We start from the raw sequence: 21,951 nt of genomic DNA on the forward strand, positions 1-21,951 counted from the left end.
TTATTTCTCCAATGTTTCACTGTATAGACTTTGTAATTTTGTTACTTTATTTTGCCAATTGTGTTCTGAAAAAACCCATTTTTTTGCATTTTCTCCATGTTCACATATTAATTTAGGGTTTTCAACATATTTAGTTATTGCATTGGCAATTTCTTTGGAGCTTCTTGGCTCAATTAAAAAACCTCGAATGTTATTTAAAACTTGTTCGGGGGTCCCGCCAGAATTCGTTCCTATGACTGGCAATCCCATTGCCATGGCGTCGATAACAGATAAAGAATATGTTTCTTTATAGGTTCCCAAAACAAAAATATCCATGGCGTTTAAATAGGGGACAATATTTTTTTGAAATGGGATTAGCTGTATTTTATTTTCGGCTTCGGGAGATTTAATAAATTGTTTTAACCAATCATATAATTCTTTTGCTTGAGTTTCATAAACAGGCGTGCCGTCTGATGCCGTGTGGTGTAATGTAGGTTCTCCCATAATCCAAATTTTAATTTTTTGTTTGATTTCAGGTTTTAAATGCAGGATAGATTCCGCAATTTCTTTTACTCCCTTTCCAGGATCAATACGGCACATGGTAGCAATAACATATTCATTATCACTTGTATTTAAGCTTTCTCTTATGTTTTTTCTGTCATTTAAATTTTTATTATAAAGCGATAAATCTCTTCCATAACGTAACAATTTTACTTGTTCTGGTAAAACAGGATAGTTTTTTCGAATGCGTTCATTTAAAATTTCTGATGAAGAAGTAATAGCTGTTACTTTGCTATATATAAATTTATGAATAATATCTTTTTTAGATGGGGCACTCATGTATAAACTAAAAATTTGTTTTTTATCCTTTAAAAATAAAAGGGATAAAGAGCATAACCATACATCTTGTCTTGTGTGAGAATGAATAATTTGAAAATGATCGTATTTAATGATTTTTCGTAAATATTTTATATCAGAGAAACTAATGCGAGCCTGCTTAAAACCATAATATATTTTTATACCTAATTTTTGAGCTTCTTCATCTATTTTTGAGCCTTTAATACAGTAAATAGCAGTATGAATTCCAGATTCCATTATTTTTTTTATCAATTGAATAGTGTAAAGCTCTAAACCACCAAACGCTTCCGAAGTATTGACGTGTAAAATAGAGATATTTTTTTGCATTATCATTTCCAAAATCTAAACAAAATTGCAGGTATTTTCATAATATATTTTTATGAAAATCATCAGTTTGCGATACTATAGAATATAGATATTGAATACAAGTATCTAAGGCAATTCCTTATTTATAAAAGAGTATCCATGAATCCGATTTGTATCTGAAAAGAGTAAAATTTGCTCAATTTAGATAAGAACTTGTCACAGGGTGCAAATCATAAACCGCATATAAAAGAATCTTCTGAAATAATCTACCACTAGGAGATTATTAGACTATGGCAGGGATTCGAATCAATACGGGCTCTGGTATTGATCCTAAAATGGTTGATCAATTGGTAGAAATTGAACGCGAACCTATAAAACAGGTTGAAGCGCGTAAAAAAACGATTGTCGATGAACAAAAATTATTTTCCGATTTGAAAGGTTTAGTAAGCACTTTGGGGTCAACTTTAAATGGAATGCGCACCAAAGCAGATTTTTATAAATTAAAACTGACAAGTTCCCACCCAGACATAATAGAAGGTACAGTAGACAATAATGCCCCAATAGGTTCATACGAACTTGAAGTCCGTCATTTAGCGCGTTCTCACAAACTATTAACTCAATCCTTTGAAGATAAAGATAAAACCGCTGTTGGTTTTGGATATATGACTATTGAAAAAGAAGATGGAGAAAGTTTTGATGTAGATATCGATCCCGATAGATCCACTTTGAATGATGTTGCTACCCAAATAAACTCAATGGACAAAGGCGTAAAAGCGATTGTTATTAATACAAAAGAAGGGATAGAAGATAGCGATGAAGAAAATTATCGTTTACTTGTATTATCGGAAAAATCGGGAAAAGAAGCCAAAGTAACTATTGATCCTGATACCACTTATTTGGAATTTAAAGAACAAATAACAGGCCGAAATTTAGAAATGTTATTTGAAGACGTGAAGGTTTATAATGAAACGAATAAGGTTACAGAGTTATTTCCAGGAATGGTTTTAGATGCAAAAAAAGCAGAACCAGGGACAAAAGTTAATATTAAAATTGACTATGATGTAGATAAAAGTCTTGAAAATGTTAAAAAATTTGTTGAATCTTATAATAAGGTAAATGAATTTATTGAAAAACAATTTCAGGTTGATCCAAATACAAACAAAGCAGGCGTTTTATCTAAAGACAATAGCTTGAGAACTTTAAGAAGGACTTTACAAAGCGCAATTCAATTTAGTCTTCCTACAGGAAAATATCAAACTTTAGCCGACGTGGGAATTTCTACCGACCCAAAAACTGGCAATCTAAAATATGACGAAACTAAAGCTAAACAGGCTCTATCCGAAGATTATGTTGGTGTTTCTAAGTTGTTTATACAATCAGATGAAACGGTTGGCATTGGAATTCGGATGTCAGACTCTGTAAGAAATTTACAAAGTCAACAAAGCGGTGTTTTGCCTTCAAAAGATAGAGAATACAAACATATTCTTGAAAATTTTGATAAAGATATTGCTGTAAAAAACCGTTACGCTAAGCAAAAAGAAGAAAGTATTCGTCATCAATTTGCTGTTGTAGAACAACTTATCAGTGGAATGAATGCTCAAGGTCAAGTGTTGCAACAAAGACTCGGTGGTATGGGCTGAGTTATAAAGTTACAAACTAAAATTGAAGTCATTATTTTCAAGGATGGGTAAATATGAATGTTAAAGCATTTAAAGCTTATCAATCAACAAACGTAACAACTGCTAAACCAGAAAAAGTACTATTAATGCTCTATGAAGGGTGCATTAAGTTTTTGCGTATTGCAAAAGTAAAAATGCAAGAGAAAAAAGTTGCAGAAAAAGGAAAAAATATAAGTAAAGCATTGGCTATTATTGCTGAACTGATAAATACTCTAGACCATGAAGTGGGTGGTCAATTATCCATGGATTTAGAAAGTTTATATATGTTTATTATGGATAAATTGATTGAAGCAAATATAAATAATAAAATTGAAGAAATTGAAATAGCCGAAAAGCTGTTACTTACTTTGTATGAGGCTTGGGGGGATGTTGTTAATAACCCAAGACCAGATGGGGTTCCTAGTCCAAAATTGCAACCCGAATTGTATGCGATGTATTTAAATTCAAAAGGAATTCAAGCAAAAGAAGAAAATCAAAAAAATAATGCAAGTGAAAAAACGACAAGTGCCGTTTCTGTAAACTTATCTCAAGATGTAAAGCCAAATAACGTGAGTGCGAATGTTGTTACTAAAAAAGCGGGTTAAAATAAATGCGTTTTTTTTATTTTTTGTTAAAGCAATTATTTACTCAGATTTTCTAAGTTCTCTCATTTTATTAGCAGATGAAAAACTAATAATTAAAAATTCTTGTTGTGGCTCAATATCATCTAAAGGTGAATTTTTATTAAAAAAATTAAATGAGTCAAATGTTGAAAGTTTATGGCTTTCCCATCAGCATGTAAATTGGGAAACAGGAAAGCCAGATAAAAGTGTAAACTACAAAGGGCCTGGTAGAAAGACTCATTGCAGTGCATTTGCTGCTGCAATGGCAAAACAATTTGATATTTATATGTTAAGACCTCCTGAACATAGTCAAATATTATTAGCAAGTGCTCAGGTAAAGTGGTTTAAAAGTTCAGAGGGAATTCAAAAGGGCTGGAAACCTGTTGAATCCATTAAAGAGGCGCAAACTCTTGCAAATGAAGGAAATTTTGTTGTTGCCTCTTTTGAAAGTCCAGACCCTAAAAAGCCTGGACATATCGCGATTGTTCGTCCTTCTGAAAAAAGTTTAGAACTTTTAAATTCACAAGGGCCAGATGTGACACAAGCAGGTAGCACGAATAAAATTTCCTGGTTTGTTAAAGCTGCGTTTCAGCATCACAAAGGTGCTTGGCCAGATGGAATTAAATATTATTTTCACTCCATTGAAAAGTTTAAATAACTTAGAATTCTATTATATAATTTATTTTATTACTTAAATATATAAAAATTAAATTTAATTGTTAAAAATTTTTTCTGAAATTTTTAAGATTGACATAGATAAAAATAATTTATATTAGGCATTTCTCTAGTTTTTGTTTTAATGCTTTTATGGGGATTCTTATGAAATACGTAACTTTGGCTTTTATTTCATTCGGTATCTCAAGTTGTGTTACCTCATATGGAACATATGATAATGAAAAATTAAAAGTAAATAGTAATATAAATAAAATAAGTACAAAATATTGTTACTTCTTCGACAAGAGATTTTATTTGGGCAGATTGTTCCGAACTTGGAGATTATTTAGTTAAAGATTTAATTTCAAAAGCAAAGTCTGTTGGAGGTGATTCCATTGATAACCTTCGATTTGAAACGGGAAGTGGTTTCAATTCTAAAGCACCTGTCTGTGAAAAAGGATTGGGTTGGTTTTTAATTTATTTTGTAGGTGGTTTGGGGCCATGGGTTCAAGTTTCTACAGCACAAGCGAATGTAATTAAATATGACTTAGACAATGTAAAACCTCTTCATAAAGAAACAAAATTAGACAAAACAAATAAAAAAAATATTGTAAATTGTGCTTCTCTGGTTATTGGTGACAAAGATAAACTTGTTTGTGGTGACTCCAAAGATCGAGTTATTGAAAAATGGGGTAATCCTACATCGGCTTCTCCTTCATTAGGACAGTGGCGATATGATCTTTGTGTTATAGAGTTTTTAGATGGAAAATTAAATAATTATGGAGGAAAATGTGATTTTCAAAAAATTTCAAATGACTCCTTTGAAGGCCATCGTATTTTAGCAAATAATTCAGAAATTCTTGAAAAAGAATTAAATTCAAATCAAATATCTTCAAATAAAAATCCAAATTGTTTGAAAGTAGATATTTTTGAATCAGTTCAGACAATGAGAGCATTAATGGGAAATCCAGTTTCTTTAACAAGAAATGATGTGAATGATCCTAATGGTAATTGTGATAATTTTGTAGGAAATTCTTTAAAATGTAACGACTGTGCAGATACAATTGCAACTTATTCATTTCCAAATTCTAGTGATAAAACTTGTAAAATTTATATTCGCAAAAAACAAGTTTTCCATATTGATAAAAATTGCCCTATTTCTTGCGATATATTTGAATAATTTTTTTCTTAATAAAATTTATTTTAGTAACATTTCGTTTGATTCATTTTCATTTAAATATTTTCTAAAAATTTTGTATATAGTTCCATCATGAACCATATTTTGTAAAATATTTCCCCATTTTTCAGATTCTTCTTTTGTAAAGACTTTTTTTGACATCATGATTCCATTTTTAACTGCTTTTTCGTTTGGATTCCAGTCAAATTCTTTAACCAAATTCTCTAGCCCTTTTTCTTTCATTAGATAGAATTTATAGACAGGAACCAGCCCTAAAACGGCTTGTATTTCATTCTTTTTTAATGCTTTATATAGTTTGAAAGGGTCTAAATATTCTATTACTCTATTTTGTTTTTTTAAATAAATGATTTTTTCATCGGATACACCATGTCGGTAACCTTTCACAATTCCAAATTTTAAATTTGGATCTGAAATAAAATCATCCCAATTTTTAGCATGAATATTTTTACGAATAATAATATAATTTTTTGATTGTTGATAGTGATAAAAATAAGCATATTCATCTCTTTCTGGGGTTTCAATAGAGGACATGCTTATATCAATATCTCCAGTCTCCAAAAGTTTTAAAGCTTGTATTCTTGGAGAATTTGTTATGAAATCAAAAGAACATTTACTTCTTTTTTCAAGTTCTAATGCAATATCTTTATCTATACCAGAATTTGTTTCCTTTGAATAAAATAATCCAAAATCATACAAAGATATTTTAAATTTTTTATTGCAATTTATTTCATTTGAATTTCCAAAAGCTTTAAATGTGTTTATTTTTAAAATTAATAGAAAAAATAAAATTAAAGTAATTCTTTTCATTTTTAATTTTCCTAATTAAAAAGTTACTTTGTATTATAATAATAAATAAATTAAATTCAAAAACAAATAATATAAAATTGACATGCTATAAATAATAATGAATAGATTTAACTTCTAGACTGTTTTTTGAAATATAGTCTTCAATTTTATGTTTATCTGACTTAGAAATATTGTTAAATTTTAGGCCAAATCCTTCTTCGGTAATTCTAACAATAATTCCTTTTGCTTTAATAAGTTCAGGAGTTTTGGGAAGCATAAATTCGATGTTAAGTTCCATTCCTACGTAAGCATTTAATTTGTTTTCTTTATCTAATAAATGCGAGCCTTCACTTGAAATATCAATAGCAAAAGTTTGAAATATATTGTTTTTAAAAAAAATTGTAAAGGGAATATTACACTTTGTTCTAACGCTTTTTCTGAAATCTTGTTTTGCTAGTTTTTTCAATTCTTGAATCATAGATTGTCTGGCTATTGGCTTTACTAAAAAAAGATCTCCGTGATAGGTGTTTGAAATATCTTTTACTTCTTGAGTATTTTGAACACTTGAAATAACAAAACGAACATTTTTATTTAAACTTTTTAATTTCGCATTTTTGATTTCTTTGACTGCTTTTCCTCTTTGAAAAAAATAATCCATAATCACAATATCTATTTTTTCATGAATTAAAGATTTATTCATTTCATCTAAACTATTTGCTAGCGTTACTTGAAAACCCGCTTTTGTTAAAGAAGATGCTTCTAAACTGGCAACAAATGAATGTTCTTCTAATAAAAGAAGATGGATTTTTGTGGCTTTGTTTTCCTGATTCAGGTTGTTGAGATTTTTCACAACTGGCATAATGTTCTTTCTATCAAAGTAGTCCTTATTCCTTAGCTAGGTTATCGGGAACCATTTGTGACCCTTGAGGAGTGAAAATGTATTGGCCTGAAATTTCAATGGAAGATATCAATCAATTAGATATCATTTTTAGTGATTCAAATCAAAATAAATGTTTAAAAACAAATGGTTACTCTGGTTTTGTGTTTTTTGATATTGGCAGTGTTTTATTGGATTTAGATTGGGACGCCTATATCTGTGAATTTGAAAAGTTATTACCAGAAAATAGCTTTAAAAATCATAAAGAAACCTATTCTCTTCTAAAAGAAGAAGCTGTTCTTGAAAATTGGTGTACAGGAAAAATGGGCGCATATGACTATGCTATTTCCTTTATAAGGGCATTAAAAAAATCAGCAAAAATAGAAGATAAAAATTTTTCTTTGTCTATTCATGATATTAAAAGGGCTGATAGCTTAGTTGTCGGGGCGGTAAGACAAAATGTAGTAGAATTAGCAAAAAAATTACGCAGAAATAATTTTGGAATTGGTGTGCTTAGTAATGCAACAACTTGGCATGAAGTGATGATTGAAAAAAGGGTTCCTGTTCGTGAGCTTTTTGATGTTACCATATTTAGCCAAGATATTGGGTACGAAAAACCAAATCCAAAAATTTATGAACTAGCATTTTTAGAAGCACAAAGTTTTATTTTAAGTAAATTTAATGGTACTTTAAATACAAATGATATTTATTTTATAGATGATACTCCTTTAAATGTAATTGCGGCAAGAAATGCGGGATGGAATGCGGGTCTTGTGAATTTAATAAATGAAGAAACATTGAATCATGTAAAGTCAAATAAGATGAGTAATGAGGAATTAAAAGTTGCCTCTCGTAAAAGAGAACATCTTATATTTGGATTTGAAGCGTCTCAAAGAGTTGAAAAAATCTTTGGAAATCTTATAAAAATATGAAAAATAATATACTCCCAAATATTGCTTTTTTTGATTCAAGCCAAGGGGGGTTAACTGTTTGGGAAAATGTTTTAAAACGATTTCCCGATTTAAATACCCAGTATCTTGGTGATAATGCACGATGCCCGTATGGCAATAAAAGCCAAGATACCATTACAAGATACGCTTCTGAAGCGGCCTTATACTTAGCTAGCCGAAATGCTGAATTATTGGTTATAGCCTGTGGAACCGCTTCAAGTGTGGCCGCAAAACAATTACAACAACTTTTTAAATTACCAATTATAGGTATTGTAGAAGGTTTTTGTCTTTTTGTTTCTGATATTTTATTTGATAAAACAAGAACTGTAGCTGTTTTGGGAACTAATTTTACGGTTAAAAGTAAACGGTTTAATGAAGAACTTTCCCTTCATGGTGTTGAAAAGGTTTGGGCAAGAGCTTGTCCTCTTTTTGTTCCTTTGGTTGAAGAGGGTATTTCTCAAGGTCCTATGGTAGATGCGGCTTGTGATATGTATTTATGGGACATTCCAGAAGATACAAAAGTAGTTATGTTAGCTTGTACACATTATCCGCGTCTTGCCTCCTCTATTGCTCAATCTATTGAAAGAAGGCTTGGAAAATCTGTAATTTATAAAACGATTGATGGTGATTGGGTCTTAAAAGTTGGTACCAAAAATACAGAGGACCCCATTTATTTGGTAGAATCTTCTTTGCCAATCGTAAATTATGTTACTGAATTTTTATCGAATTCAAACTTAAAAGATCATCTTTGTCATGGGGAAAAACATGTTCTTTGTACAGACTCCCCAGAGCAATTTGAAAGCATCGCCAGGTTTTTTACATCCATTTCGCTTCCTAAAGTACAAGCCGTAGAAATTCAAACTTAATATCTCTAATTTTGCATTATTTATTCGTATTTAGTGCTTAAAATAGCCAAATATCTAATGATCATTTGTGTTTTTTAATCATTTTGTAATCAAATCCTAATTAAAAAAATGTAATTAATAAGAGCAATTTATTTTTTCTTATGAAGGAGGAATTATGAACAATAATATATATGAATCATCTAATTTTTCCAAGTCATATATTATAAATTATCGTAAAAAAGGTGAAAAAATTGGAGGCCAAGTTTCTAAAGCTAATTTGGGTGGTGTCTATGAATATAAATCTTTTTCAGAAAACTATACTGTTTTATTTAAACAAGGTCGTAATGATGGAGAAACAATTAGTGAATTTTTAGCAGCTAAATTATATCATTTGGTAATTCCTGGTTATGCTTCGCAAGTTATTTTAGCTAAATATAATAAAGAAACAAATACAAAATTATATATTAAAAAAGATTTACATACTGAAGTATATGTTGGCTCTATTTTTTTTGAAAATTTTAATGAAGTTCATAAGCTAATGCATTTTAAAAAAAGACCAACATTTTTATTGCCATTTTATTCGGATAAATCAAAAGAGTTTGTTAAATATAATTACGCTTCAAACTTAGGTAAAATATTAGCTGTCAGTCTTTGGCTTGGCGATTATGACACACACATTTCTAATTTAGGAATTGCAAAAATAAATGATTCTATTGAATTTGTTAAAATAGATCATGGATGGAGTTTTGCCCAATTACAAGATAATATGGACTACAATAAAACACCTTGGAGTGGGATTCAATCTTTTGGAAAACCAACGAATCATTTCGCCGATTTTAAACAATATGGCTTCTATAAAAATAGTGAAGGTGAATTCCTTCAAATGATAGACTCACTTAAAAAAATAAATAAAGAACAAATTAAATTTGTTCTTCGTAAAGCATTTCGTGAAATTGAAAGTTATTATAATACAGAAATTGCTTATAAATCATTTGCAAAATGGATAGGATATAAAACAAATAGAGGAAGTTTTTGTAGTGAAGAATTTGTTGTTTATTTGTCTGATAAATTAGAAAAAAGATTAAACACAAATCTTAAAAGAAGAAATAATCTTAACATTCATAAAACAAGTACAATTTATGATAAACTTGGTAATGTTGAGTATATTTCTACTAAACTTTAATTTCGGATATTTGTGGATTCAAAAATTTTATCTGCATTGTCTGTTACAAATCCTTGGTAATAACTATCCCAAAGTCCATTATTTGACTTTCCTTCTAATGGAAAACGAAAGGCAAATTCGACAAAGGCATAAGGAATTTTTTTAAATCCATCTTGAAAAGGAACAATACATTCTTCTGCTAATGTAGCACTTTGTTCTAACTTTACAGAAGGTGTTCCTTTAATAAAATCGCCACCAGATTTATTTAGTGAAATTTTTAATTTCTCTTGAATAAAATGATTAAACTCTTTTAATGATTTAAAGTTTTTCATTAAGTGAACACTCACAGTAAAATGATTTGGAGTATTTCCATAAACGAGAGTCCAAGCAGCGTATTCACTTTCTTTTCTAAGAAGTTCATAGTCTTCAAATGTTGGTGTTCTCCAGGATGCTCCGTAACTTAAAAATAAGGAAATGGAATTAGCAACATCCTCTATTTTTTCAGGATTTGATTTTAAGCTTTCAATTTCTTGTTTAAATTTATTTAAGGGAGAAGCAACAATATCTGAAGTGTATTTTGTTACGCAAGCTTTAAATTTTTCTGAAAAAGTATCTAACTCTAAAACACTTATAAATACTTTTGGAAATATTTTAGTGCTATGTGCGTCTGCTTCAATAGGAGGTATTAATGAAATTGCTTTTAGTTTTTTTTCTTTGAATTCGTAGTCATCTTTTTTAGAATATCCTAATAGTTCAAAGACTTCCTTTAAGATATTTAAATCACAGTGAATTCCTGGAAGAGTGCGGAAAGCAATATGATCTTCACTCCAATCATCGCCTTGCTTTCGAATGGCTTCCTCAATAACATTTACTTGACCTACTTTGTTTTTATAGTTAATCCATAATTGTTTGATTATTTTACTGATAACTTGTTTTTTTATTTCAAGCATATATTGTTACCTTTTTTCAAATATGAAAAAGAAGACGAGCTTCTTTGTGAGTGATAAAAAGTTATGTTAGAAATTTAACTTAAGCCTTAGGTTTTGGCTAGTGAGTAAATATTTTTTAAAAAGAAAGAGGGATTTCGAGTTGTCATCACCGCTTCTTAGTTTGGACAGGAATGAATATTTTTTTTCTCATCATCCCCAAGTAAACAATGTATTTTCCTCATTTTCTGAATGGGATCTATCAAAATATGCCTCTTATCAAGATCAACAAAGTTTAAGACAGTTGTTATGTGAAAAGCTTCAGGTTGACAATAAACAACAAATTACCATGGGGCATGGCGCAGAAGATATTTTAGTGAAATCTTTGTCTTGGCTAAGAAATAGTTATCATTCTCTTATTTTAGAAGACTTTTCTTGGACAAACTACTTGCATATAGCAGAAGGACTCAATTACCAAATTCATAAGTTTCAAAGCAATTATTGTAATGATAGTTATTATTTAAACTATGAAATTTTAAAAAATCAATTAAAAAAATTTCCGAAATCTCTTGTTTTATTAACTTCACCAAATAATCCTACAGGTCATTCTGTTGATTTAGTTAATTTAATTCCATTGATTGAAGAGTTCTCTGAACATATGTTTTTATTAGATATGGTCTACGCCCCTTTATTTTCAAATACTTTTTCTGATTTATATAAATATAAAAATGTAATTATGATTGGAAGCTTTTCTAAATTTTTTGGTATGCCAGGCTTGCGGATGGGTTTTGCTATAGGTAATTTGCCAAGTGCTTTTCATTTAAATTTAGGTATGCAAAAAAATAGCATTAAGGCGTGCAAATATGCTTTAGAAAATATTTCTTGGTATCAAAAAAATAGAGATGAAATGCTTTCATACGCTTATCAAGTCTCTCAAATAAAACGAAAAAATATTCAAGTATTTCGATCAGACGCCCCCTTTTTTTTGGCTAAGTTATTGAATTTAAATAATTTAGATGCTATATTTCGCCTTGCCGAGGAACATTCTGGCGTCAAACCAAAATATATTTCGAAACAAGATATTCCATATATTCGTTTTGGCTTAGGCCCAAGTTCTATTTGCTCTAAAATTGATACTTATTTATCATTTTTTGACTGAAGTTTTTTTGTTTCATTCATTTTATTTCTTTTCTGTTCCAAATACGAAATTTATAATTATAAAAGGATTTATTTTATGAATTTTCTAAGCAGAATCTTTATTTTGTCCTCTTTCTTTTTTTCAACTCACGCCTTTGGCGCTATAAATTTTGATAAAAGTGATTTTCAATTGATATATAAAACAATTTATACCAATTTTCAGCATGATAAAAGTAACACAACAGAGTTTTATTGTTCTGCTAATGAATGCATTTATGTAATTGTTTTTAATAATGAATTGATGGGTTTTACTTCCATATTAAAACACGTTAATAAAAATAATCAGGCAAAAAAATTTATTTATACCAAAGATGATTATCGTGAAGTTCGAATGGAATATCTTTTTCAAGTTGTTTTAAGTAACGGTGAAGTAAGAAATTTTAAAGAGTTAAAAGCGGCTGAGGTAGCTTATTTAAATAATAGATTTTAATTTCATATTCTATTATATACATCTAGATTAATTAAATATAATCCTAAAGTTGCAATTAAAAATTTTTTCTTAATCTTTTTTCTAATGAATGAGTTTAAAATAAATGAATTTTTTGATATATTAAAATGCAATTTGTACTAACAGATAGCCAACAAAACAACTTGTGGTTATAGCGATAAGTCCTGGAATGATAAAACTATGATTTATTATAAATTTTCCAATATGTGTCGTTCCTGATCGATCAAAGCCAATACATGCTAAATCGCTTGGATAAATAGGAAGTAAAAAGTAACAATAAGCAGCAGGTAGAAAAGCAACAATTATTTTTGGATCAAGACCTAATGCAAGACCCATAGGAGCAATGGCAGCAATGGCAGCCGCTTGGCTGTTTACTAAAGAAGAAACAAGGGCGAGAATAATTGCATAAGTCCATGGTTTAGATGTTACGATATGTTCTAAGGAAGATTTTATAAATTCAAAGTGAAATTGAAAAAAAGTATCTGCCATCCAAGCGACACCAAAGACACTTATAATTGCTGTCATTCCAGCTTTAAAAATAGCACTTTCTGGAACTTCTCTTGGAGTTACTTTACAAAATATCAATATACATGCACCAGATAAAAGCATAAAAATTTGGATGATGAGATTCATTGATAAAGAAACAGTTTTTCCATTATCAATATAATGTGGTCTAAGACTTTCAAATGATCCAAATACAATAACAACAGCAATGGTTGCAAAAAAGATAAATAAGGAACGATAAGATTCTTTTGTTAATTTTTTATTTTGCAATGAATTTTCCATGTCACCATAAATGTAGTTACGTTGATTTGGATCTTTTATTTTTTCTTGAAACTCTTTATCATCTTTTAAATTTTTGCCACGACGTAGACTCCAAAGTGCTGCTAAAATCATACCAGCGAAAGAAGCTGGCATTGCAACTTTTAATACATCTATCAAGCTAATTGCATTTCCAATTCCATGTGCATGAGCAAGAATAGATACTAAGGAAACAACTGCAACGGACATAGGAGAGGCACATACCCCTAATTGAGATGCGATTGATGCAACAGCCATAGGACGTTCTGGTCGGATATTTTTTTTAATTGCTATATCATAAATAATGGGAAACATGGTATAAACGACATGTCCAGTTCCGCACAAAACGGTTAACGTCCAAGTTGTAATGGGTGCTAAAATAGTTATGTAATTTGGTTTTTTACGTAACAATTTTTCTGCGTAATACATCATAACATTTAAACCTTTAGCGGTTTGAAGAATGGATGCGCATGCGATAACGGACATAATAGTAAGAATTACGCCTACAGGTGGATTTCCTGGTGGCAATCCAAAAATAAAAGACAATATAAATAATCCTATACCACTGATAACCCCAAGGCCTATGCCTCCGTATCGTGTGCCAAGTAAAAGACAACCTAAAATTACTAAAAATTGTAATATAATCATAACTTAAAAGATCTCCTATAATTATAATCGAGATTAAAAGAAAGAATATTTCTTCTTATCTCGATAAAAATATAATATATAAAACTAAATAAAAAAATGATCTTCATTTTTTTATTTAGTTTTATATTTATTAAATATATTAAATTAATTTATATCTTCTAAATATTTTTTTAGTATTTTATCATAATCAGGAGTTTTTTTGAAACTTTCAAATGCATTTTTTACTTTCAAATATAGCTCTTTGGATATAGATTTTGACGTAGCAATATAATTTTCTTCAATTAATATTTTTTTACCAAAATGAAAATCGGATAGATTTTGATTTTCATTTTTGAGTTCACTTATGATATCAATTTTGACGTCATACCAACCATCAAGTCTTCCCCCAATTAGTTTTTTAATTATAGATTCATGATTGTATGATAATTCAATATCATCTTTATTTAAACTATATTTGGGATCATTTAAAGTGTCTTCAAAAGATGTTCCTAGCAATACACCTATTTTTTTATTTTTAGCTTCATTAATACTATTTATTGGATCTTGATTTTTATTGGTTAAAAATAATGTGTTTAAATCATATAATTTAGAAACCCATAAGTAATTTTTTTCTCTTTCTTCATTTCTAGTTAATGGTAAAATAAAAGTTTTTTTATTGTTGTTTACAACGGCATCTATTTGTGCTCTTTTCCAAGGTAAAAATATTATTTTATATGTTATATTACTTTTCTTTAGTGCTTGAGTTAAAATTTCTCCAGCTAGACCTCTAATCATATTTTCATTTACGGGAACAGTTTGGTTTGGGAATTCATGGGTCAAAATAATAATATCTTTTTCTTCTGCAAATAGAGAATTTGTGAATAAAATAAAAATTAATATATAAATTATTTTCATAAATTCCTTCTAAATTTTAAAATAATTACTTGATTATTTTTTTTGAAATTTGTTCATTTTTTAATGAATACTTTAGGTAAAATTTTTGTAATTATCATGAATTTGTTTATTGATTAAAACATAAAAGGATCGCTTTTTGCAGTATCTTCTATTAATTTTGCGTTTTCACCATAAACTGTTTTGCGGACAATATTTCTTTCATCTGTGGTTGTGAACTTATTTTCGAGTGTTGCCCAAAAATCTTTTTCTAATTCACCAGAAAGCTTTTGATATGTGATTCCTTGTGATCTTTCAGAAAATTCGTGGAAACATTTAATAATATTTTCAAGACTTTGTCTTACGCTATCTTGAAATTGTAATGCCATAATTACAGGAGCAATCATATTAGCAAGTTCTTTATCTGATTCTGAAAGTTTTTCTAGTTGTTTTGATAAATTTCCTGTCTTTTGCCCTAATTCTTTATATCTATCGCTTTCGCCTAACGATTTTGCTTTATCTAAATCACCAGAAGCAGCACTTTCAAAAATTTCATTAGCCATATTATTTGCTTCGTTAGCCATTTTTTCTACTTCGGAATGCGCATCGGTTCCTTCTTGATACATACTTGTAATCAAACCTTTTACTGTTTTTGCTTGATCTGAAGAAAGGCTTGAAACAGATTCAATTTTATTTCCAATTTCAAGTGCAGCTTGTTCTGTTTTTGATACAACATTTTTTAAAATAGTATCTGTAATTTTCATTAAATCTTTTACAATTGAGACAAAATTTTCATGAGTTATTTTTAGATTATCAGCCATAAATTATTTTATCTTCCTTCTAATAGTGTTAAAGCCATTCTCGAAGTTGCATTTGCTTGTTGTAAAACACTTGTACCAGATTGAAGCAAAATTTGGTTTCTAGTTAATTCAGAACTCTCTTCAGCTATATCCACATCTTTAATGCGGCTATTAGCAGCGCTTAAATTCTCAACAGTGGTTCCAATATTATTAATGGTAGAACCAAGTCTATTTTGTAACGCACCTAAATCTGCTCTAATTGCACTCACATAGTCTATTGCACTTTCAATTGCAGTTAAAGAGTGTTGTGCGCCTGATTTTGTGTCTAGTGCGAGTTCTGACACTCCTAAGCGGTTGGTTTTGACATCTGCTTTAAAAGAATTGTACTCTAAGCGGTCGACACCAAGAATATTATCACCGCCTGTGTTAATTTGGATTTCTAGGATTCCGCCGGTGCCATCTAATAATTGTGTTCCGTTAAACTCGGTGGCATAGGCTACACGATCAATTTCATCTTTTAGAGCTTGGTATTCGATATCGAGATAAACTCGTTCCTTTGGACCAATCGTATCTGAAGCCGCTTGCACTCCAAGTTCGCGCATGCGAATCAGCATATTTTGAACTTCATTCATACCGCCTTCCGCAGTTTGAATAAGGCTAATGCCATCATTTGCGTTACGTTGTGCTTGCTGTAATCCTCTTATTTTTGAACGAAGTTTTTCACTAATGGCAAGACCAGCAGCGTCATCTGCGGCTTTGTTAATTCGATAACCAGAAGCTAAACGCTCTAAGCTTTGATCGAGCATTTTGCGTGTATTACGCATATGTCTCTGATTCGTTATCGATGTTACGTTGGTCATTATCCTGTAGCCCATTGCCGTCTCCACTCAAAAAAATGCGATAGGGATATTTAATGAAACAACCTATTTTTTAGAAAAGGATCTCTTTTTTACGCTATCAAAAACTGCTTAATTTAAAAGCGTTTGGCGTCAATTCCGCTGTAGGTATAGAAAGCCGCGTTTGTTTTTTTTATTCTTTAGGAATGTTCTTTTTTTGTGTTACAATTCAAGGAGGTAACTTCATTCAATATTTGTAGTAGATTTTTGCGAAAAGGACGCTTGATATGATTAATGTCGAAAATAACCGTTTTCCGCATAGCGCTGAGCTATTTAAGTTTTGTAAAGAGATTTTGAATATCAAAAAAAATTCAGCTGAAAAGGTAACAGACCAAGATGTAGGAGCTCTTTTAGGATTTGATCCCGCTGATTGTACACATTGGAAATATGGCAGGAAAAATATCAAATCAATTCAAAATATCAATCAACTTGCTAAAGCTTTAGAAGTAGATCCTAGAAATCTTATTGATATCTCATTAGGTAAAAATGTTTTATTTGATGCTTTGATCGAATATCAAGGGTATGGCGATTTTCAGTGTACATCTTCCGAAAGAGAATTATTATTACAAGAAGCAAATAAATTAATAGAGTTGTCAAATATAAAAGCATTACCAATTTTTATTCCTGAGTTTGCAAATGTTATAGAAAATGTAGAAATGAGAGCGCAAGAAAATCAAAAAGATCTTATTTTATCTAGAGTAGAGCAAGGTAAAAATTTAATTACTTGGCCTAAAGGAGAAAGATTTGGAACGGCATTAAGGTTTTTACTTGCAAAAGAGCTTGCTCAGGTTATGCTAAATAAAGACTCATTGAAATCGGCTTTACCTCAGCAAAAAAATGCAATTTTTGCGAACAGACTTGCTCTGTTCTTGCTTATGCCGTCGTATTTGCTACAAATTGCTTTTAGCCAATGTGATCCCGCTCGAGATACGGTTGAACAATTGATGACCTTATTTTGGATGAGTCGTACTTTGATAAACATTCGGTTAAAAGATTTTCTGATGTATAGAAACTAATAGCTCTTAAAACAGTTTTCAGAGCTTGTGTTTCTAACCAACTCATGGAAACAGATATGGATTTTTCTACAATTAGTGCGTTTGTATTTTCTGGTGTTTCACTTCTATTATGTGCGTGGCTTATTCTATCTAAGCAAAAATTGATCGCAAAAAACACAGCCACTCAAAATAAATTAGTTGTCTTAGAAGCGAAACTCTTATCTATTGGAAGCTCTGCTTCAAATCCTTCAAACCATTTAAATGAAAAGAAAACAAGTCAGCCTAAAAATAATGAAAATAATACAAATTCGGGACATCATTCCGAACTATTATCTCTCCGTAAGGAAACAGCAAAGTTAAAAGATGATCTTAAAAAATCAAAAGAAGAAATTAAACTAAAAGAAAAAGCTTTAAAAGAAGAAGAAAATGCGACAAATAATAAACTATTTTCATTAACGGAAGAAAATGCACGTTTAATTATTCAAATGAAAGAAATGGATCAATTATTAAAAGAATCCAATCAAAATCATAAAAATCAAGTTCCATTAATTGATTTTGAGAAAAAAATCTTAGAAATTTCACAATTAAAAGAAGAGGTAGTTTCTTTAAAACAAAAACTAAATGAGTTCGATAAATTTAAAAAACAAAACTCAGCAAAGCTTTTAGCTTTACAAGATAAACTTAAATTAACGGAACAAGAACTACAAAAGTGGACTGATACGGCTAAATTAAATGATGGTAAATCATTAGACCCAAGCTCTTTCTTAAAATGGCATGATAGAGCTCTTTCAGGTAGAAAAATGTATCGTTTAATGCGTCAAATGAGAGAATTATCGGATAGTAAAGTGACAACTTACCAAGAGGGTGTCATGGCTGTTTCTAAATGGGTTTTGGATCAAAAGAATTTAAGCGTTCCTTCTGTTTCTACTGGCGAAGTTCTTGCAGATAGGCTATTAGCGGAAGCGTGGAACGCAATTTTACTTTCAAATCCGAACTTAGGTTCTGAAAAGGTTGAAAGTGAGGCTATGGTTTTAAGCACCTAGTCATTAAGTTATTCTTTCTTATTGTTTTCCGTTTTTTGAAAATTTTAATATTGGTGTGTTTTATTATGATAGATTTAAATAAGAAGCCTGCATTTTCTCGCTCTAGTAGACCCTCTTCTTCCGATAGAAATTCAACGAGAAACCCTTCTCGGAAATTTAGCAAAGAAAACGAAAGCAAGCTTGTTTGGAAACAAAATAATTCGACCCCTAATATTAGAATGATGACTATGCGCCAAGGTGTTTCCGAGAGAGTAATGCATGAACAACCATGTAAAATTCTTGAAAAATGTGGTTCATGTCCTTCCCTAGATTTAGCTTATAAAACACAACTCCAACAAAAAACGGCTGATTTTAAATCTCGTCTTCTTAAAGCAGGAGATGAGTTTCAACGATCAATTGTGAAAGACTGTATCGAATCTGAAGAAAAGTTTGGTTATAAACACCATGTTAAAATGGTGGCATCGGAACATTCAGGTTTAAAATCCTCTCAATTTTCAAATTTTGCAAATCCAAAAAGATGGATTGATTTAGGCGTTTATAATCAGTCTTCAAATGAAGTTGTGGATACAGGCCGTTGTCCTATTCAAACAAATGTAATGAATGATATTTCGGCTTATATTAGAACAGGAATTCGTGTTCATAATGTCTCCGTCTATACTCCAAAACAAAAAGATGGATTATTGCATTGTGTGATTTTAAGATCCTCTCATTATACAAGGCAGGCTCAAGTTACCTTTGTTGTTACCAAAGCCGATTTAAATTTATTAAGACCATTTGCAAGAGATATTTCTGAGAAATTTATGAATATTCAGGGTGTTTTTATGCAAGTCGCTTCACCTGATCAAAATGAAGAAAAACAAGAACAAGAATTAAAGTTACTTGTAGGGCAAGACCTGATTGAAGAAAAGTATAGTGATATCATTTTAAAATTTTCTGCTGCAAGTTTTATGCCTACAAATACACTAATGGCAAGGCGCATTTATAATCGTATTGAAGAATTGGCGGAGCTTACTGGAAAAGAAACAGTAATCGATTTATATTGTGGTGCAGGTGGTGTTTCTTTAGCATTAGCGAGATCTTCTCGTGAAGTAATTGGTGTAGATAATTCGTCTTTTGCCATAAAAGATGCAATAAGAAACGCAAAAAGTAACAATATTAGTAATGTTGGTTTTTATGAAGGGGAATCAAGTAATATCATTTCTAAATTGATAGAAGAAAAAAGAATTTATAAAGCTGATGTTATTGTTATGAATCCGCCAAAGAATGGCTGTGGTATGAATACAATAGAACAAATAAAAAAATTAGAGCCAAAAGCTGTATTATATTTATCTTCATTTTTTAGCAGTATGTTAAAAGATTTAAAATCTTTTGCCGTTCATGGATATACTCCAGTTATTTTTGAACCATTTGATACTTTCCCAGGTACTGATAATTATGAGGTTTTGTGTTATCTCGTAAAAAATTGAGTTCATAAAGGTGAGTCATGTATTTGTTAGGATTAAAAAGTATTTTAACTTTAGTCTTGTTCTCATTTAGTTTAAATGCTTTTTCTTATGATATGATTTGTAAAGATGATAAAGGTAAACAAATTTTTTCTTTTAATTTGGAAAAACCTTTGTCTTCTCAAATCTCTAACAAATTAGGTATGAGAGTAGTAATTATTAAAGGTTTTAATGGAGATGGAAATCGATTCAGTTTTGTTGCAAATTCAGCCCAAGAAATCGATTTAAAAGAATATCATAGTTTAATATTAAATGGATTTGGCCAAATTATTATAAGAGATCCCTATTCCTCTAAAAAAATAATATCTCTAAAAGAAATTACTTTAAAGTTGAATAAATTAGAAAATCTATTAAATTTAGGATCTGTAGAAGTATTAACTTCTTCTATAGTTGAAAACGAAAATCAAAAGATTGAACATTCTAATTGTACTTTTGATATTATAAATCAAAAAGAAATTAAAATATTTTCTAAAATATTAGAGTCTTTAAAGCAAAAAAGGTAATTTTTATGAATATATCTCAAGCAGAAATAGAAAAAATGAATAAAGAAGCCATTCAAGTCATGATTACTACTGCTCGCAATAAAACATGGAAAGCCATTGAAGATATTAAAAACTTAATAAAACCTGGAATGACCGAACTTGAAGCAATAAAATTAGCAAATAAATATTTTATGGAGCAAGGTGTCAGAAAATTTTGGCATAAAACGCACATTCGTTTTGGTGCATCTACTATTCTTAGTTTTAATGATACTTATAGAGAAAATGTTACCTTAAATGAAAATGATATTTTTTATATTGATATTGGGCCCGTCTGGGATGGAGTAGAAGGGGACTGTGGAAAAACTTTTGTAGTGGGTTCAAATCCAAAATATGAAAAAATAACAAAAGATATTAAAGTTTTATTTGATGATATTTTTCATTACTGGAAAACAACTGAATCTACAGGAAAGCAACTTTTTGATTATTCTAAAACTCAAGTCGAAAAAATGAATTATTTATTAGAGCCATCTTATGTAAAGGGACATCGCCTTTCTGAATTTTCTCATTTAAAATATACTTCATTGTCTCTCTTTGATCTTGATTTTATCCCTTCTTCAGAAAGATGGATACTAGAGCTTCAAATATGTGATCCATCCTTGAAGTTTGGTGCTTTTTATGAAGATCTTTTATTTTAGTTTATTTTACAGATAAATACATATAGATATTCAGTCAAATGGTTTGGGTTTTGTTTAAATTCTAAATACCTATTTGCTTGAAAGATTATTGTATTTTCACTTAAAGGATTATTTTTTGAAGAAAAATGCTTTAAAATTGAGATTTCTTTGATTTTTGACAAATTAGAATTATCTCTTTTTATTGAAATTGCTTGAACTACTTTAATAAAATATTTAATAAATTTCGAACCACTTTTATCAATATTTACCTTCTCTGGAACCCCAGAGGAACGGAATACTCTTTGGAAAAAAAGTTTAGCAGACGCTGTATCTCTACGTTTTGAAAGGTAAATATCTATAGTTTGTCCAAGCTTATCGACTGCCCTAAATAAATAGTGCCACTTCCCTTTTACCTTGATGTTAGTCTCATCCATACGCCAACTTTTATGGATCTTCTTCTTACACTCATGAAACTTTTTCAATAACTTAGAACTATATTCGACGACCCAGCGATGAATTGTCGTGTGATCTACATAAATACCACGCTCTTCCAAAAGTTCTTCTACTTGTCTGTAGCTTAAAGAGTAGGCTAGATACCAGCGAACTGCCATTATGATAATCATTCGCTCTGTTTGCTTCCACTTGAAATCCATCTCTACTTCCCCAAATTACAATCCAAGGAAGATACTTTACTCTCAATTGAACTTTTTTTGCAACAGAACCCATTCTGCCATTGATTATCTTGCACCTTTTGAATATGAAGAAAATTATTA

The 21,951-nt window shown here is 30.1% G+C and carries 24 protein-coding genes; 15 read left to right on the plus strand and 9 right to left on the minus strand.

The genetic code is table 11. The features are described from left to right. A complete protein-coding gene (locus tag GCL60_RS12940) occupies positions 1-1,164 on the minus strand; it encodes a glycosyltransferase family 4 protein (RefSeq protein ID WP_161998209.1) in 1,164 nt (387 codons plus the stop codon). A gap of 269 nt (positions 1,165-1,433) precedes the next feature. On the opposite strand from GCL60_RS12940, the gene fliD reads away from it, so the two are divergent. The 5 genes from fliD (at position 1,434) to GCL60_RS12965 (ending at position 5,258) form a co-directional block, all read left to right on the plus strand. After that, positions 1,434-2,783 (plus strand): flagellar filament capping protein FliD, encoded by a 1,350-nt coding sequence (gene fliD / locus GCL60_RS12945; protein WP_153421085.1) that lies wholly within the window; start codon positions 1,434-1,436, stop codon positions 2,781-2,783. A gap of 53 nt (positions 2,784-2,836) precedes the next feature. Then, complete coding sequence (gene fliS, locus GCL60_RS12950) at positions 2,837-3,406, plus strand: flagellar export chaperone FliS (RefSeq protein WP_153421086.1); 570 nt, start codon at positions 2,837-2,839, stop codon at positions 3,404-3,406. Further along, positions 3,381-4,082, plus strand: a complete 702-nt coding sequence (locus GCL60_RS12955) for a hypothetical protein (protein WP_153421087.1) — start codon at positions 3,381-3,383, stop codon at positions 4,080-4,082. The genes fliS and GCL60_RS12955 overlap by 26 nt, the downstream gene beginning before the upstream one ends. Before the next feature lie 161 nt (positions 4,083-4,243). Beyond that, entirely contained in the window at positions 4,244-4,432 is a 189-nt protein-coding gene (locus GCL60_RS12960) for a hypothetical protein (RefSeq protein WP_153421088.1), read from the plus strand. Between the two features lie 106 nt (positions 4,433-4,538). Next, positions 4,539-5,258 (plus strand): hypothetical protein, encoded by a 720-nt coding sequence (locus GCL60_RS12965; protein ID WP_153421089.1) that lies wholly within the window; start codon positions 4,539-4,541, stop codon positions 5,256-5,258. Between the two features lie 18 nt (positions 5,259-5,276). Here GCL60_RS12965 and GCL60_RS12970 read toward each other — a convergent pair whose 3' ends face one another. Both GCL60_RS12970 and GCL60_RS12975 read right to left on the minus strand, forming a co-directional pair. Further along, on the minus strand, positions 5,277-6,083 hold the full coding sequence (locus GCL60_RS12970; protein WP_153421090.1) for a substrate-binding periplasmic protein: 807 nt from the start codon (positions 6,081-6,083) through the stop codon (positions 5,277-5,279). An 85-nt stretch (positions 6,084-6,168) separates the two neighbouring features. Further along, a complete protein-coding gene (locus GCL60_RS12975; RefSeq protein ID WP_153421091.1) occupies positions 6,169-6,921 on the minus strand; it encodes a PilZ domain-containing protein in 753 nt (250 codons plus the stop codon). Between the two features lie 77 nt (positions 6,922-6,998). Between GCL60_RS12975 and GCL60_RS12980 the strand changes: the two genes are divergently transcribed. The 3 genes from GCL60_RS12980 (at position 6,999) to GCL60_RS12990 (ending at position 9,917) form a co-directional block, all read left to right on the plus strand. Further along, positions 6,999-7,871 carry an HAD family hydrolase gene (locus tag GCL60_RS12980; RefSeq protein ID WP_153421092.1) on the plus strand — a complete coding sequence of 291 codons (873 nt, stop codon included), beginning with the start codon at positions 6,999-7,001 and terminating at the stop codon, positions 7,869-7,871. Beyond that, a complete protein-coding gene (gene murI / locus GCL60_RS12985) occupies positions 7,868-8,755 on the plus strand; it encodes a glutamate racemase (protein WP_153421093.1) in 888 nt (295 codons plus the stop codon). Before GCL60_RS12980 ends, murI begins: the two co-directional genes overlap by 4 nt. A gap of 154 nt (positions 8,756-8,909) precedes the next feature. Continuing rightward, the gene (locus GCL60_RS12990; protein WP_153421094.1) at positions 8,910-9,917 is read left to right on the plus strand and encodes a hypothetical protein; all 1,008 of its coding nucleotides are present in this window, start codon (positions 8,910-8,912) and stop codon (positions 9,915-9,917) included. On the opposite strand, the gene GCL60_RS12995 is transcribed toward GCL60_RS12990, so the two are convergent. Continuing rightward, a complete protein-coding gene (locus GCL60_RS12995; RefSeq protein WP_153421095.1) occupies positions 9,914-10,846 on the minus strand; it encodes a DUF1338 domain-containing protein in 933 nt (310 codons plus the stop codon). The two genes, GCL60_RS12990 and GCL60_RS12995, sit on opposite strands and share 4 nt — an antisense overlap. A 139-nt stretch (positions 10,847-10,985) precedes the next feature. Here GCL60_RS12995 and GCL60_RS13000 point away from each other — a divergent pair, with 139 nt between their 5' ends. Beyond that, on the plus strand, positions 10,986-11,981 hold the full coding sequence (locus GCL60_RS13000; RefSeq protein WP_161998210.1) for a pyridoxal phosphate-dependent aminotransferase: 996 nt from the start codon (positions 10,986-10,988) through the stop codon (positions 11,979-11,981). A gap of 75 nt (positions 11,982-12,056) precedes the next feature. Then, on the plus strand, positions 12,057-12,449 hold the full coding sequence (locus tag GCL60_RS13005; RefSeq protein ID WP_153421097.1) for a hypothetical protein: 393 nt from the start codon (positions 12,057-12,059) through the stop codon (positions 12,447-12,449). A 120-nt stretch (positions 12,450-12,569) separates the two neighbouring features. Here the strand turns inward: GCL60_RS13005 and GCL60_RS13010 are convergent, their stop codons facing one another. The 4 genes from GCL60_RS13010 to GCL60_RS13025 form a co-directional block, all read right to left on the minus strand. After that, the gene (locus GCL60_RS13010; protein ID WP_153421098.1) at positions 12,570-13,916 is read right to left on the minus strand and encodes an anaerobic C4-dicarboxylate transporter; all 1,347 of its coding nucleotides are present in this window, start codon (positions 13,914-13,916) and stop codon (positions 12,570-12,572) included. A 144-nt stretch (positions 13,917-14,060) separates the two neighbouring features. Continuing rightward, a complete protein-coding gene (locus GCL60_RS13015; RefSeq protein ID WP_153421099.1) occupies positions 14,061-14,810 on the minus strand; it encodes a substrate-binding periplasmic protein in 750 nt (249 codons plus the stop codon). 113 nt (positions 14,811-14,923) lie between these two features. After that, positions 14,924-15,607, minus strand: a complete 684-nt coding sequence (locus GCL60_RS13020) for a hypothetical protein (protein WP_153421100.1) — start codon at positions 15,605-15,607, stop codon at positions 14,924-14,926. Positions 15,608-15,615: 8 nt separating this feature from the next. Next, positions 15,616-16,461, minus strand: coding sequence for a flagellin N-terminal helical domain-containing protein (locus GCL60_RS13025; protein ID WP_153421101.1), 846 nt, complete (start codon positions 16,459-16,461; stop codon positions 15,616-15,618). Positions 16,462-16,709: 248 nt separating this feature from the next. Here GCL60_RS13025 and GCL60_RS13030 point away from each other — a divergent pair, with 248 nt between their 5' ends. The 5 genes from GCL60_RS13030 to GCL60_RS13050 all read left to right on the plus strand — a co-directional run bounded on the left by GCL60_RS13030 (position 16,710) and on the right by GCL60_RS13050 (position 21,199). After that, complete coding sequence (locus GCL60_RS13030) at positions 16,710-17,498, plus strand: ImmA/IrrE family metallo-endopeptidase (RefSeq protein WP_153421102.1); 789 nt, start codon at positions 16,710-16,712, stop codon at positions 17,496-17,498. A 56-nt stretch (positions 17,499-17,554) separates the two neighbouring features. Beyond that, complete coding sequence (locus GCL60_RS13035) at positions 17,555-18,520, plus strand: hypothetical protein (protein ID WP_153421103.1); 966 nt, start codon at positions 17,555-17,557, stop codon at positions 18,518-18,520. Between the two features lie 65 nt (positions 18,521-18,585). Next, positions 18,586-19,986 carry a 23S rRNA (uracil(1939)-C(5))-methyltransferase RlmD gene (rlmD, locus tag GCL60_RS13040; RefSeq protein ID WP_153421104.1) on the plus strand — a complete coding sequence of 467 codons (1,401 nt, stop codon included), beginning with the start codon at positions 18,586-18,588 and terminating at the stop codon, positions 19,984-19,986. A gap of 17 nt (positions 19,987-20,003) precedes the next feature. Then, complete coding sequence (locus GCL60_RS13045; RefSeq protein WP_153421105.1) at positions 20,004-20,525, plus strand: hypothetical protein; 522 nt, start codon at positions 20,004-20,006, stop codon at positions 20,523-20,525. Positions 20,526-20,530: 5 nt separating this feature from the next. Further along, complete coding sequence (locus GCL60_RS13050; RefSeq protein ID WP_153421106.1) at positions 20,531-21,199, plus strand: M24 family metallopeptidase; 669 nt, start codon at positions 20,531-20,533, stop codon at positions 21,197-21,199. Here GCL60_RS13050 and GCL60_RS13055 read toward each other — a convergent pair. Then, positions 21,196-21,831 (minus strand): IS6 family transposase, encoded by a 636-nt coding sequence (locus tag GCL60_RS13055; RefSeq protein ID WP_153421107.1) that lies wholly within the window; start codon positions 21,829-21,831, stop codon positions 21,196-21,198. The genes GCL60_RS13050 and GCL60_RS13055 overlap by 4 nt on opposite strands. Between the last annotated feature and the right edge of the window lie 120 nt (positions 21,832-21,951).

Source organism: Silvanigrella paludirubra (assembly GCF_009208775.1).
GTDB classification, from domain to species: Bacteria; Bdellovibrionota_B; Oligoflexia; order Silvanigrellales; family Silvanigrellaceae; genus Silvanigrella; species Silvanigrella paludirubra.